Source organism: Streptomyces sp. NPDC025618, from assembly GCF_055558795.1.
Genome location: NZ_JBVHLW010000010.1, coordinates 25412 through 38869 on the forward strand (window position 1 = coordinate 25412; position 13458 = coordinate 38869).

At 73.0% G+C, this 13458-nt stretch carries 14 protein-coding genes and 1 riboswitch; of the genes, 3 read left to right on the forward strand and 11 right to left on the reverse strand.

Translation table 11 applies throughout. The features are described from left to right. Positions 1 to 142: 142 nt before the first annotated feature. The 10 genes from ACZ4A5_RS12130 to ribD all read right to left on the reverse strand — a co-directional run bounded on the left by ACZ4A5_RS12130 (position 143) and on the right by ribD (position 8752). Complete coding sequence (locus ACZ4A5_RS12130; protein ID WP_467581770.1) at positions 143 to 1255, reverse strand: hemolysin family protein; 1113 nt, start codon at positions 1253 to 1255, stop codon at positions 143 to 145. Then, entirely contained in the window at positions 1252 to 2586 is a 1335-nt protein-coding gene (locus tag ACZ4A5_RS12135) for a hemolysin family protein (protein WP_467581771.1), read from the reverse strand. Before ACZ4A5_RS12135 ends, ACZ4A5_RS12130 begins: the two co-directional genes overlap by 4 nt. A 201-nt stretch (positions 2587 to 2787) precedes the next feature. Further along, a complete protein-coding gene (locus tag ACZ4A5_RS12140; protein ID WP_467581773.1) occupies positions 2788 to 3243 on the reverse strand; it encodes a PH domain-containing protein in 456 nt (151 codons plus the stop codon). Positions 3244 to 3295: 52 nt separating this feature from the next. Next, entirely contained in the window at positions 3296 to 4144 is an 849-nt protein-coding gene (gene hisG / locus ACZ4A5_RS12145; protein WP_467581775.1) for an ATP phosphoribosyltransferase, read from the reverse strand. 53 nt (positions 4145 to 4197) lie between these two features. Then, on the reverse strand, positions 4198 to 4470 hold the full coding sequence (locus ACZ4A5_RS12150; RefSeq protein ID WP_116210688.1) for a phosphoribosyl-ATP diphosphatase: 273 nt from the start codon (positions 4468 to 4470) through the stop codon (positions 4198 to 4200). A 33-nt stretch (positions 4471 to 4503) separates the two neighbouring features. Further along, complete coding sequence (ribH, locus tag ACZ4A5_RS12155) at positions 4504 to 4989, reverse strand: 6,7-dimethyl-8-ribityllumazine synthase (protein ID WP_467581778.1); 486 nt, start codon at positions 4987 to 4989, stop codon at positions 4504 to 4506. 40 nt (positions 4990 to 5029) lie between these two features. After that, a complete protein-coding gene (locus ACZ4A5_RS12160; RefSeq protein ID WP_467581981.1) occupies positions 5030 to 6310 on the reverse strand; it encodes a bifunctional 3,4-dihydroxy-2-butanone-4-phosphate synthase/GTP cyclohydrolase II in 1281 nt (426 codons plus the stop codon). A gap of 53 nt (positions 6311 to 6363) precedes the next feature. Beyond that, positions 6364 to 7029 (reverse strand): nicotinamide mononucleotide transporter family protein, encoded by a 666-nt coding sequence (locus tag ACZ4A5_RS12165; RefSeq protein ID WP_467581779.1) that lies wholly within the window; start codon positions 7027 to 7029, stop codon positions 6364 to 6366. Further along, positions 7026 to 7646 (reverse strand): riboflavin synthase, encoded by a 621-nt coding sequence (locus tag ACZ4A5_RS12170; RefSeq protein ID WP_467581781.1) that lies wholly within the window; start codon positions 7644 to 7646, stop codon positions 7026 to 7028. Before ACZ4A5_RS12170 ends, ACZ4A5_RS12165 begins: the two co-directional genes overlap by 4 nt. 2 nt (positions 7647 to 7648) lie before the next feature. Then, positions 7649 to 8752, reverse strand: coding sequence for a bifunctional diaminohydroxyphosphoribosylaminopyrimidine deaminase/5-amino-6-(5-phosphoribosylamino)uracil reductase RibD (gene ribD, locus ACZ4A5_RS12175; protein ID WP_467581983.1), 1104 nt, complete (start codon positions 8750 to 8752; stop codon positions 7649 to 7651). Between the two features lie 157 nt (positions 8753 to 8909). Then, positions 8910 to 9040: riboswitch (FMN riboswitch) on the reverse strand. Between the two features lie 169 nt (positions 9041 to 9209). On the opposite strand from ribD, the gene ACZ4A5_RS12180 reads away from it, so the two are divergent. Then, complete coding sequence (locus ACZ4A5_RS12180) at positions 9210 to 10448, forward strand: MFS transporter (RefSeq protein ID WP_467581783.1); 1239 nt, start codon at positions 9210 to 9212, stop codon at positions 10446 to 10448. A gap of 79 nt (positions 10449 to 10527) precedes the next feature. On the opposite strand, the gene ACZ4A5_RS12185 is transcribed toward ACZ4A5_RS12180, so the two are convergent. Beyond that, complete coding sequence (locus tag ACZ4A5_RS12185) at positions 10528 to 10938, reverse strand: hypothetical protein (RefSeq protein ID WP_467581785.1); 411 nt, start codon at positions 10936 to 10938, stop codon at positions 10528 to 10530. 217 nt (positions 10939 to 11155) lie between these two features. Between ACZ4A5_RS12185 and ACZ4A5_RS12190 the strand changes: the two genes are divergently transcribed. Continuing rightward, positions 11156 to 12559 carry a uracil-xanthine permease family protein gene (locus ACZ4A5_RS12190; RefSeq protein WP_467581787.1) on the forward strand — a complete coding sequence of 468 codons (1404 nt, stop codon included), beginning with the start codon at positions 11156 to 11158 and terminating at the stop codon, positions 12557 to 12559. A 72-nt stretch (positions 12560 to 12631) separates the two neighbouring features. Further along, on the forward strand, positions 12632 to 13315 hold the full coding sequence (locus ACZ4A5_RS12195; protein ID WP_467581789.1) for a DUF5995 family protein: 684 nt from the start codon (positions 12632 to 12634) through the stop codon (positions 13313 to 13315). Positions 13316 to 13458 lie beyond the last annotated feature (143 nt).

Consider the following 13458-nt stretch of genomic DNA (forward strand, 5'->3'; position numbering starts at 1 on the left):
GAGGAACAAACAGCCCGCCCGGCGCCTGAGGACGCGGCCGCAGGCCGCTCCCGCCGCAGGCGGCAACGAACCCGCAGCCGGGGGGGGGACAGGGGCACACCCCTGAACCCGCACCCGGGAGCCAGGGGCACCCACCCCCACCTCAGCCCGCCATCACCCCCCGCTCCCGCCCCACAAGCACCGGCTCAGCCCGAAGCTCCGGCACCAGAGCCCGCACCGGCGCAGCCACCCGGTGCGAAGGATCCCGCACCTCACCCACGAGCATCTCCAGCACATCCTCCAGCGCCACAAGACCCAGCACCTTCCCGGACGCGTCGGTCACGGCGGCCAGGTGCGCGGCCGCGCGCCGCATCACGGTGAGCGCGTCGTCCAGCGGGAGTTCGGCCCGCAGGGTCTCCACCCGCCGCCAGACGTGCTGCGGCACGGCCCGCTCGCGGTCCTCCAGGTCCAGGACGTCCTTCACGTGCAGGTAGCCCATGATGGCGCCGCCGGGACCGGCCACCGGGAAGCGGGAGTAACCGGTGCGTACCGTCAGCTCCTCGATCTGCCGGGGCGTGACGGACGGGGCGACCGTGACCAGCGCCGCCGGGTCGAGGAGGACGTCGGTGACCGGGCGGCTGCCCAGCTCCAGCGCGTCCTCCAGCCGCTCCTGCTCGGCCGGTTCGAGGAGACCGGCCTGGCGGGAGTCCTCCACCAGGCGGTTGAGCTGCTCGCTGGTGAACACCGCCTCCACCTCGTCCTTGGGCTCGACCCGGAACAGCCTCAGCACCCCGTGCGCGCAGGCGCCGAGGAGGGCCGTGACCGGCCGGCACAGCCGGGCGAAGGCGACGAGCCCCGGGCCGAGCCACAGCGCGGCACGGTCGGGCGCCGACATCGCGAGGTTCTTCGGCACCATCTCGCCGATGACGAGGTGGAGGAAGACCACGAGGGCCAGGGCGATCACATAGCCCAGCGGGTGGACCAGCCCGTCGGGCAGCCCCACCGCGTGGAAGACGGGCTCCAGCAGGCGCGCGACCGTCGGTTCGGCGACCGCGCCGAGGGTGAGCGAGCAGATGGTGATGCCGAACTGCGCGGCCGCCATCATCTGCGGGAGGTTCTCCAGCCCGGTCAGCACCGTACGGGCCCGCGCGGAGCCCTCGGCGGCCTTCGGCTCGATCTGGCTGCGGCGCACGGACACGAGCGCGAACTCGGCGCCCACGAAGAAGCCGTTGGCCAGGACCAGCAGCACGGCGAAGAGGAGTTGCAGCACGCTCATCGCTGCTCCCCCTTGGCACCGGTGGTGCGCATCAGGCGCACCCGTTCGGCCCGGTGGTGCGCCACCTGCCGTACGGAGAGCCGCCAGCCCGGCAGTTCGGCGGTGTCGCCGGGGGCGGGGATCCGGCCGAGGAGACCGGCGACCAGGCCGGCGACCGTCTCGTAGGGGCCGTCGGGCGCCTCCAGGCCGACGCGGCGCAGGGTGTCGACCCGGCAGCCGCCGTCGGCCTCCCAGCCGGCGCGGCCGTCCTCGCAGGCGACGGGGGCGAGTTCGGGCCGGGCGTCCTCGTCGTCGTGCTCGTCGCGCACCTCGCCGACGAGCTCCTCGACGATGTCCTCCAGGGTCACCACGCCGGCCGTGCCGCCGTACTCGTCGACGACGACGGCTATCGGCTGCTCGCTGCGCAGCTGCTCCAGCAGCGGCTGCACGGGCAGCGTGCCCGGCACGAGCATGGGCGCGACCGCGATCCGGCCGACCGGCGTGCGCAGCCGGTCGTGGCCGGGGACCGCGAGGGCGTCCTTGAGGTGGACCATGCCGACGACCTCGTCCAGGCGCTCCCGGTAGACCGGGAAGCGGGAGAGGCCGGTGGCGCGGGTGAGGTTGAGGACGTCCTCCGCGGTCGCGGTCGACTGGAGGGCGCTGACCTTCACCCGCGGGGTCATCACGTGCTGGGCCGTGAGCCCGCCGAGCGAGAGGGTCCGTACGAACAGGTCGGCGGTGTCCTGCTCCAGGGCGCCGGCGCGCGCCGAGTGCCGGGCGAGGGAGACGAGTTCGCCGGGGGTGCGGGCGGAGGCCAGCTCCTCGGCGGGCTCGACGCCCAGGGCCCGTACGAGCCGGTTGGCGACCGTGTTGAGCAGGGTGATCACGGGCCGGAAGAGGTGCGCGAAGGCGTGCTGCGGGCCGGCGACGAAGCGGGCGACCTGGAGGGGCCGGGAGACGGCCCAGTTCTTGGGCACCAGTTCGCCGATGACCATCTGGACGGCGGACGCCACCAGCATGCCGGTCACCACGGCGACGCCGGGGGCGGCGCCCTCCGGCAGTCCGGCGAGGGTGAGCGGCCCGGTGAGCAGCCGTCCGAGGGCGGGCTCCGCGAGCATGCCGACCACCAAGGAGGTGATGGTGATGCCGAGTTGGGTGCCCGAGAGCTGGAAGGAGAGCTCACGCAGGGAGGCGACGACGGTGCGGGCGCGGCGGTCGCCGGCGGCGGCGGCCCGTTCGGCCTCCGGCCTCTCGACGGTCACCAGGCCGAACTCGGCGGCGACGAAGAAGCCGTTCGCGAGAATGAGGAAGAGCGCTGCCGCCAGAAGCAGCAGGGACACGGTGACACTCATGCCGCCGCCTCGTCACGGTGGGCGGCGGCGCAGGTACTACAGGACGATCCGTCCATTGCCGGAGGGAGTCACTCCTCGGTTCGCAGGTGCCCCGCGGGGCCGTGGGGTCCACGGCCGGAACGGCGTGTGCGGGGCGGGGCACGGTGTGCCCGTGGCACCAGAGTAATCAAGGACTCGCGATCTTGGGGCGGTCGACGGCGGTCAGGTCGCGGACCGGCCGGTGCCGTGCGCCTCGGCGAGGGCCCGCAGGGCGCGGGCGTGGGTGATGGCCTGCTGCTTGGCGATGCCCGGCTGGATGCCCATGGCGGACAGCGTGGTGCCGTCGGAGAGGTCGAGGCGGACCCAGGGGTCGCCGGCGCGCAGATTGACGCGGACGATCTGGGCCCAGGCCAGCTTGCGGGTCGTCGCCATATTGACGACGGTGACGCCGTCCTCGGTGGCGACGACCTTGGGCCGGGCGAGCAGCGCGAGGACCCCGAAGACGACGAGTCCGGCGGTGGTGAAGGTGATCCGGTCCCCCGTGCTGAAGCTGCCGGTCAGCAGGGCGCCCGCCGTGAGCACGACGAACAGCGCGGCGCCGAGGCCGAGCAGCACGGCCCGGGTGACGGTCGGGCGGAAGGTGACCGGAAGGGCGGGCGGCGGCAGGGGGGTGGACACGGCGTGAACGTTCTCTCGGCGTCGTCGGGGCTCGCGTGCGGGGTGGGCGCCGTCAGAGGCGGCAGGCGTGGATGCCGGTGGTGAGGATGGCGCGCGCGCCGAGCTCGTAGAGCTCGTCCATGATCCGCTGGGCGTCCTTGGACGGGACCATGGAGCGGACCGCGACCCAGCCCTCGTGGTGCAGCGGGGAGACGGTGGGCGACTCCAGGCCGGGGGTGAGGGCGACGGCGCGCTCGACGTGCTCGACCCGGATGTCGTAGTCCATCATCACGTAGCGGCGGGCGACGAGGACGCCCTGCATGCGGCGGAGGAACTGCTGGACCTTGGGGTCGTCGGCCGGGGCACCGGCGCGGCGGATGACGACTGCCTCGGACTCCAGGATCGGCTCGCCGATGATCTCCAGCCCGGCGTTGCGCAGGGTGGTGCCGGTCTCGACGACATCCGCGATGATCTCGGCGACGCCGAGCTGGATGGCGGTCTCGACGGCGCCGTCGAGGTGGACGACGGAGGCGTCGACGCCGTTGTCGGCGAGGTGCTTGGTGACCAGGCCGGAGAAGGAGGTGGCGACGGTCATCCCGCCGAACTCGCCGACCTCCTTCGCGGTGCCCGGCCGGGTGGCGTAGCGGAAGGTGGACCCGGCGAAGCCGAGCTGCATGATCTCCTCGGCCCGCGAGCCGGAGTCCAGCAGCAGGTCCCGGCCGGTGATGCCGATGTCGAGCTTGCCGGAGCCCACGTAGACCGCGATGTCACGGGGGCGCAGGAAGAAGAACTCGACGTCGTTGGCGGAGTCGACCAGGACCAGTTCCCTGCGGTCCTTGCGCTGGCGGTAGCCGGCCTCATGGAGCATCGCCGACGCAGGCTCGGAGAGAGAACCCTTGTTGGGAACGGCGATGCGCAGCATGAGGTCGTTTTCCTTTGTGCGTGGGCTTGGGGGATGTGCTGGGGTGGTGCTGATCAGAGGTGAGCGTATACGTCGTCGAGGGAGATTCCCCGGGCGACCATCATCACCTGTACGTGGTAGAGGAGCTGGGAGATCTCCTCGGCCGTGGCGTCGGCGCCCTCGTACTCGGCGGCCATCCAGACCTCGGCGGCCTCCTCGACGACCTTCTTGCCGATGGCATGGACGCCCTTGCCCACGAGCTCGGCGGTGCGGGAGGTGGCGGGGTCGCCGGTGGCGGCCTTCTGCTGGAGCTCGGTGAAGAGCTCCTCGAACGTCTTCTTGGACATGGTGGTCCTACCCTACGCCGCTCCCCGGCCGCTTCAGTGCCAGGGCTCGGACACCGAACGGAGGACGGCGGCGGTGGCGACGGCCGCGGTGACCGCCTCGTGTCCCTTGTCCTCCGCCGAGCCCTCCAGGCCGGCCCGGTCCAGGGCCTGCGCCTCGTCGTCACAGGTGAGGATGCCGAAGCCGACGGGGACGCCGGTGTCGACGGAGACCTGGGCAAGGCCCTGGGTGACGCCCTGGCACACGTAGTCGAAGTGGGGCGTGCCGCCGCGGACGACGACGCCGAGCGCCACGATCGCCTGGTAGCCGCGGCCCGCCAGCGCCTTGGCGGCCACGGGGAGTTCCCAGCTGCCGGGCACGCGCAGCAGGGTCGGCTCGTCGATGCCGAGGTCGTGCAGGGCGCGCAGGGCACCGTCGACGAGTCCGTCCATCACCTTCTCGTGCCACTGCGCGGCGATCACGGCCACACGCAGGTCCTGGCAGTTCCGCACACTCAGCTCGGGGGCGCCCTTGCCGCTCACGTTTCTCCTCGGGTTTCTGGTCGGGTGACGGTTCGTGGTGCTACTGGTTGCCGCAGGCGGAGACCGGGTCGGGGTCGAGCCAGGGCAGGTCGTGCCCCATCCGGTCCCGCTTGGTCCGCAGATAGCGGAGGTTGTGCTCGCCGGCCTTCACGGGCATCGGCTCGCGGCCGGTGACCCGCAGGCCGTGCCGCACGAGGGCGGCGGTCTTGTCGGGGTTGTTGGTCATCAGCCGCAGCGAGCGCACTCCGAGGTCGGCGAGGATCCGCGCGCCCGCCGCGTAGTCGCGGCCGTCGGCGGGCAGGCCCAGTTCCAGGTTGGCGTCCAGCGTGTCGCGGCCGTCCTCCTGGAGCTCGTAGGCGCGCAGCTTGGGCAGCAGACCGATGCCGCGTCCCTCGTGGCCGCGGAGGTAGAGGACGACGCCGCGCCCCTCGGCGGTGATCCGTTCGAGCGAGGCGTGCAGCTGCGGGCCGCAGTCGCAGCGCAGCGAGCCGAAGACGTCGCCGGTGAGGCACTCGGAGTGGACGCGCACGAGGACGTCCTCGCCGTCGCCGAGCTCGCCCGCGACGAGGGCGATGTGCTCGACGCCGTCGGTGGTCGAGCGGTAGCCGACGGCCCGGAAGTCGCCGAAGGCGGTGGGCAGCCGGGTCTCCGCCTCGCGCCGGACGGTGGGCTCGGCGGAGCGGCGGTAGGCGATCAGGTCCTCGATGGAGATGACCGCCAGGCCGTGCTTGCGGGCGAAGGGGATCAGCTCGGGCAGCCGCAGCATCGCGCCGTCCTCGCCCGCGATCTCCACGATCGCGGCGGCGGGTCGCAGCCCGGCGAGCCGGGCGAGGTCCACGCCCGCCTCGGTGTGGCCGTCGCGCACGAGGACGCCGCCGGGCCGGGCGCGCAGCGGGAAGACGTGGCCGGGGCGGACGAAGTCGCCGGGCTCGGTCGTGGGGTCGGCGAGCAGCCGGATGGTGGCGGCGCGGTCCGCGGCGGAGATCCCGGTGGAGACGCCGTGGGCGGGGACGGCGTCGACGGAGACGGTGAACGCGGTGCGCATCGCCTCGGTGTTGGTCTCGACCATCTGCGGCAGGTCGAGCCGGGCGATGTCCGGCTCCTCCAGGGGCACGCAGATCAGGCCGCGGCACTCGCTCATCATGAAGGCGACGATCTCGGTGGTGACCTTCTCGGCCGCGACGACGAGGTCGCCCTCGTTCTCGCGGTTCTCGTCGTCGACCACGACGACGGGCCGCCCGGCCGCGATGTCGGCGATGGCGCGCTCGACCGGGTCGAGGGTGAGGTCCTCGGTCTCGTGCCGGCTCTGCACGGCGGTCATCATTCCTCTTCCTTGGGTCGCTCGGGTCGCTCGTGTCACTCGGATCGCTCGGGTCACGACAGTGCCCCTTCCAGCGCGGCCCGCTCGGCGGCGCTCGTCAGGGCGCGGGAGCGCAGCCACCAGTCACGCATGCCCCACACGACGACCGCGAAGTAGACGACGTAGACCAGGCCCGAGAAGGCGAGGCCGCTGCTGAAGGCGAGCGGGACGCCGACCACGTCCACGAGCAGCCAGGCGAACCAGAATTCGGTGAGGCCGCGGGCCTGGCAGACCATCGCGGCGAGCGTGCCGACGAAGATGTACGCGTCCGGCCAGGGGTTCCAGGACAGGTCGGGCACCGCGGTGAAGAGGCCGCCGACAGCGAGCGTGCCGAGCGCGGTGCCCGCGGCCAGGGCGCCGCGCTCGCGCCAGGTCGCGAAGCGGACGGCGATCGAGCCGTCCTGGGCGTCGCGCTTGCCGCGCTGCCACTGCCGCCAGCCCCACACCGAGACGCCGATGACGAGGAGTTGCTTGCCGATGCCGCCGCTGAGGTGGGCGGAGGCGTAGGCGGCGACGAGGATCAGACCGGAGAGGAGCTGGACGGGCCAGGACCATATGGAGCGCCGCCAGCCGAGGGCGAGCGCGATGAGGCCCACGCTGTTGCCGATCATGTCGGACCAGATGACGCGCTGGCCGAGCACGGAGAACGCCTCGTCATTGAGCCACTGCACGGCGTTCACGCGACCGGCTCCCCGGCTCCCGGCACCGCGCCGTCGGCCAGCAGCCGCTCGACGTATTTGGCGAGCACGTCCACTTCGAGGTTGACGGGGTCGCCGGGCTGCTTGATGCCCAGGGTGGTCAGTTGGAGCGTGGTGGGGATGAGGCTGATGGTGAAGAAGTCGTCGCCCGCCTCGACCACGGTCAGGCTGACGCCGTCGACGGTGATCGAGCCCTTGTCGACGACATAGCGGCGCAGGCCGGCCGGGAGGGCGATCTTCACGATCTCCCAGTGCTCGCCGGGGATCCGCTCCACGACGGTGCCGGTGCCGTCGACATGGCCCTGGACGATATGGCCGCCGAGGCGCCCGCCGAGTGCCATGGGCCGCTCCAGGTTCACCCGGGAGCCGGGGGCGAGGGCGCCGAGGCTGGAGCGCTTGAGGGACTCGGCCATCACATCGGCGGTGAACTCGCCGTCGGCGGTCTCGACGACGGTGAGGCAGACGCCGTTGACGGCGATCGAGTCGCCGTGCTTGGCGCCCTCGGTGACGAGCGGGCCGCGCAGCCGGAAGACCGAGGAGTCGCCCTGGCTGTCCACGGCGACGACCTCGCCCAGTTCTTCGACGATTCCGGTGAACACGTTCAGTTCTCCTCAAGGGCGGAAGCGGTGGGGGTGGCGGTGATCCGCAGGTCGGGGCCGAGGCGGGCGACGTCGGTCACCTCCAGGCGCAGCGTCTGCGCGATGGTGCCGATGCCCGCGTCGCCGAGGGCGGCGGGTCCGGCGCCGAGCAGCGCGGGCGCGAGGTAGCCGACGACGCGGTCGACGGCCCCGGCGGCGACGAAGGAGCCGGCCAGCGACGGCCCGCCCTCCAGCAGGACGGAGCGGACGCCGCGCCCGTGCAGCTCGGCGAGCAGTGCGTGGATGTCGAGGCCGGCCGCGCCGCGCGGCAGCCGGACGGTGTCGGTGCCGGGCAGGTGCCGGGTGTCGGCGTGCTCGCCGACGGCGATCAGGGTGGGTGCCGCGTCGTCCAGGACGCGGGCGCCGGGCTTGACCGTGGCGTGGGTGTCGACGACGACGCGCAGCGGCTGGGTGACGCCGTCCCGGCCGCGGACGGCCAGGTGCGGGTCGTCGGCGCGCAGGGTGCCGGAGCCGACGACGACGGCGTCGGCCTCGGCGCGCAGCCGGTGGACGTCGGCGCGGGACGCGGCGGAGGTGATCCAGCGGCTGGTGCCGTCGGCGGCGGCGCTTCGGCCATCGAGGGTCGCCGCGTATTTCCACTGGACGAAGGGGCGGCCGCGGAGCACCGAGGTGAGCCAGGCGGCGTTGCCCGCCGCGGCCTCGTCGGCGAGCAGCCCGCCCTCCGTGCCGACCCCGGCGGCGGCCAGGGTGGCCGCGCCTCCGGTGGCCGTGGGGTTGGGGTCGGCGACGGCGTAGACGACGCGGGCCACTCCGGCGGCGAGCAGGGCCTGTGCGCACGGTCCTGTGCGTCCGGTGTGGTTGCAGGGTTCGAGGGTGACGACGGCGGTGCCGCCGCGGACGTCACGGCCGGAGTCCGCCGCGTCCCGGAGGGCGGCGACCTCGGCGTGCGGGCCGCCGGCGCGGCGGTGCCAGCCCTCACCGGCGGTGCGGCCGTGCGCGTCGAGCAGGACACAGCCGACGACGGGATTGGGGCTGGTGGAGCCGAGGGCGCGCGCGGCGAGTGCGATGGCCCGACGCATCGCGTCGGTTTCGGCCTGGGTGGCCACCGGGTCCTCCTGCCTCATCGGGCACGGACTCCGGGGCTGTCGTACGGGACGACGAAGAGCGGGGACGCGGACCGGGGTGCGCCGAGGCCGAAAAAGAGGGGTCCGCCCCTGAAGAGGGCCGGATCACCTGACGCCGGTGTGCCGGTATGCGTGCCCGCCGCGCACTGCCTCCCATCCGGACTTTAACCGTCGGTCCAGGAATTTCACCTGGTCAACCGGCCGCTGGCTGCGGACGGGTCGCGGACTGTAACCGCCGGTTCGGAATTTCACCGACCCCGGAGTGCGCTGCGTAACTAATTGTCTGTAGATGCTACATCGAGCCTGACCTGCGCGTTCCTCCAGCACCGTCAGTTCGACGCCTTTGAGCGTACGCCGAGGGGCGGGGCGGTGTCCACGGTGATGTAGGTCGCCGCAAGGGGTCGACCGGCCGCGCCCGGTTCGGGGAGGATGCGCCTCCATGGGCGCGGACAAGAGGGGCGCGGACAAGAGGGACAAGAGAGGTAAGGACGTCCGGTTACACCGGGCGCGGCTCGCGGTGGCCGTGGTGTTCGCCGTGCACGGCGCGGTGACCGGAAGCTTCGCGACCCGTGTCCCGTGGATCCAGGCACACGCGGGGATCGACGCGGGCCGGCTGGGGCTGGCGCTGGCGTTCCCCGCGATCGGGGCGTCCGCGGCGATGCCGCTCGCGGGGTGGGTGAGCCACCGGCTGGGTTCTCGGGCCGCGCTGCGCCTGCTGCTGTCGTCGTGGTGCGCGTCTTTGGCGCTGCCCGCCCTCTCCCCCGGGCTGCTCACGCTGTGCGCGGCGCTCGGCGTCTACGGCGCGACGGCCGGCATGGCGGACGTGGCGATGAACGCGCTGGGCGTGGAGACCGAGGAGCGGATCGGCCGCTCGATCATGTCGGGGCTGCACGGGATGTGGAGCGCGGGGGTGCTGGCCGGTTCGGCGGCGGGCACGGTCGCGGCGCACGCGGGCACGGACGCCCGCCTCCACCTGGGGATCGCGGCGGGCGCGCTCCTGCTCCTCGCCACGCTCACCTGCCGGTGGGTGCTCGACCTGCGGACCGCGCCCGGGGAACACCCGCCGCCGCGCTTCTCGCTGCCCCCGCGGGCGGCGCTGGCCATCGGCGCGGTGGGGTTCTGCGCGGTGTTCGCGGAAGGCGCGAGCCTGGACTGGTCGGCGGTCTATCTCCGCGACGTCATCGGATCGGAGCCGGGTGTCGCGGCCGCCTGCACCACGGCGTTCTCCTGCACGATGGCGGCGGCCCGGTTCGCGGGGGACGCGGCGGTGCGCCGGTTCGGCCCGGTGCGGACCGTACGGGCGGGAGGCGCGCTGGCCACGGCCGGTGGGGTGCTGGCGGTCTCCGCGGGCGGGCCGGTGGCCGCGATCGCGGGCTTCGCGCTGATCGGCCTGGGCATCGCGGTGGTGGTGCCGCTCGCGTTCGCGGCGGCGGGGCGCAGCGGTCCCGCGCCGAGCCAGGCCATCGCCGGGGTCGCCACGATCACCTACGCCTCGGGCCTGATCGCGCCGGCCGCCATCGGCGAGATCGCGCACGCCAGTTCGCTCGTGGTGTCGTTCACCCTCGTCACCGTGCTGACGACGGGGATGGTGCTGGGGGCGGGGGTGCTGCGCACTCCCGCGCGCGGAGCGGTGGGCGCGGGCCCGGCGGGCGAGCGTGCGAACGCCGCGGCGGAGTGAGCGCGGCAGTGGGCCGTACGGAGGACCCTCACGGGTCCTCCGTACGGCCCGGAACCAGCCGGCGGTGAGCCGTCGGTGGTTAGAGGATGCCGAACAGACCGCCGAAGCCGCCGAAGCCACGGCCGCCCCAGCCGCGCCCGCCGAAGTCACAGCGGCGGTCGCAGTCGTCACGGTCCCAGCGGTCCCAGCCGCGGTCCCCACGGTCCCAGCGGCCCCAGTGGTCGCCGCGACCGCGGTCGCAGTCGTCCCGGTCCCAGCGGCCGTGGTCGCGACCGTGGTCCCAGCGGCCGTGGTCACGGTCGTGGTCCCAGCGGCCGTGGTCACGGTCACGGCCGTGGTCGCCACGGTCACCGTCGTGGTCATGGTCGTGGCTCCACGCCTGGACCGTCGCGACGTGGGCCGGAGCGGCCTGGGCCACGCCGGCGATCGGGACGATGGCAGCCGCGGCGAGCACGGTGGCGGCCGCGGTGCGGCCGACGAGGTTACGCATGAATGTCTCCTGGATTGCAGGAATCGGACACAGAGACCCATACCTCGCACGAAGCAAGAAACAGCCCAGGTTCACGGTCATACAGTCGTACGGACCATTGATTGCCCCGATTGCAGCAACGGCGGCCCGTGCCGGACCGGCGGCGACGGCCGGGATCACGGGCCGGAGCCACTTAACATGGTCCGGATTCCCCCCACCTCGAACATTTGGAGCACTCATGGGCCTCGGCGTGCGCTGGACTCTGCACGGGGACGGGCGCACCCCGGCACCCGGGGCCGTCGTGCGACCGGACGAGCGGCTCACCTGGCCGCGGACGGCGGGGCTCGGCGCGCAGCATGTGGTGGCGATGTTCGGGGCGTCCTTCGTCGCTCCGGTGCTCATGGGCCTCGACCCCAACCTCGCGATCATGATGTCGGGCGTCGCGACGATCCTCTTCCTGCTCGCGACGCGCGGCCGGGTGCCCAGCTATCTGGGGTGCAGCCTCTCCTTCGTCGGGGTCGCCGCGATCATCCGGGCGCAGGGCGGCGGCACCGCGGCCGTCACCGGCGCGATCTTCGTGGTCGGCGCGGCGCTGTTCCTGAGCGGCCTGGCCGTCCGGAGGTTCGGCGCGCGGATCATCCACGCGGCGATGCCGCCGGTGGTCACCGGCGCCGTGGTCATGCTGATCGGCTTCAACCTCGCGCCGGTCACCGCCCGGACGTACTGGCCGCAGGACCAGTGGACGGCGCTGCTGACGATGCTCGTCACCGGGCTGGCCGTGGTCTGCCTGCGCGGGTTCTGGTCCCGCGTCGCGATCTTCCTGGGGCTGCTCTTCGGCTACGGCGTCTCCTGGGCCTTCGACCGGGTCTTCGGGAAGATCCACTCCGTGCACGGCGGGCCGGAGGCGGTCGACCACTGGCGGCTCGACCTCTCCGGCGTCTCCAAGGCCGACTGGATCGGCCTGCCCTCGCTGCACGGGCCCACGTTCAGCTGGTCCGCGATCCTGGTGGCCCTGCCGGTCGTCATCGCCCTGATCGCCGAGAACGCCGGACACGTCAAGGCCGTCGGCGAGATGACCGGCGACCCGCTGGACGACCAGCTCGGCACCGCGATCTCCGCGGACGGCGCGGCCACGATGCTCTCCACCGCGGTCGGCGGACCGGCCAACACCACCTACTCCGAGAACATCGGCGTCATGGCGGCCACCCGCGTCTACTCCACCGCCGCCTACTGGGCCGCGGCAGGCTTCGCCCTGCTCTTCGGCGTCTGCCCCAAGTTCGGCGCCGTCGTGGCGGCCGTGCCCGGCGGGGTGCTCGGCGGCATCACCGTCATCCTCTACGGCATGATCGGCCTGCTCGGCGCGCAGATCTGGGTCCACAACAAGGTCGACCTGCGCAACCCGCTGAACCTCGTGCCCGTCGCCGCCGGCATCATCATCGGGATCGGCGGCGTCAGCCTCAAGGTCAGCGACAACTTCGAGCTCAGCGGCATCGCGCTGGGCACCATCGTGGTCCTCTCCGGCTACCACGTCCTGCGCGCCCTGGCCCCGGCCCACCTCAGGACGCAGGAACCGCTGCTGGACGCGGGCACGAGCGGCTACGACGCGACGGCGGAGAAGGACGCGACCCGCGACGAGCGCTGACCTCGTCATCCGTTCCGGTCAACACCGCCGCCCGCGCCCCTACGCTGCGTACACGCGTGTCACCGTGTGTCCATGACGACGGCAGAGGTGCGGGCGGCACCCGCTGGTATCGAGGGCGTCGTGGCCCGGATGCGCCGGCTGGCGGCGGCCCTGCCGCCCCGGGACGGGGTCGCGGTCTTCAACCACGTCTACCTCACGGTCACCGAGGAGATCGCCCGGCGCCTCGCGGCGGGGGCGTTCGCGGACCGGGCGTCGGCGACGGAGCTGGACGTACGCTTCGCCGCGCGCTATCTGACCGCCGTCGACGACGCGGCGGCGGGCCGCCGCCCACCCGCCTGCTGGCGCCCCCTCCTCCAACTACGCGGCCACCCCGCCGTCCGCCCCCTGCAGTTCGCCCTCGCCGGCATCAACGCCCACATCGGCCACGACCTGCCGCTGGCGCTCACCGACACGTGCCGCGCCCTGGACGTCGAACCGTGCGCGCTCGAAGGGGACTTCGACCGGGTGGGCGAGGTGCTTGTCGCTCTGGAGGAGCGGGTGCGGGAGGGGTTGGCGCCGGAGCTTGTGGATGTGGCGGATCCTTTGACGCACTTGGTGGGGGCGTGGAGCCTCGAAGCTGCGCGGGCGGCTGCCTGGACGACGTTTCGCGCGTTGTTCGCGATTCGTGAACTTCCTGACGTGACGGAGGAGTTCACGGAGCGACTCGACGCCGGGGTGGGGTTGGTGAGCCGCTGCTTGCTGACGCCGCTGGCGTGATTTTTCCCCAGCCCCGCCCCTTCCCGAAGCTGGGGGCAAGCCCCCAGACCCCCTACAACACGCTTCGCGCGTTGTCCTCAAACGCCGGACAGGCTGGATATGGCTGAGCTCAGCCATATCCAGCCCGTTGGGGGCACCTCCCA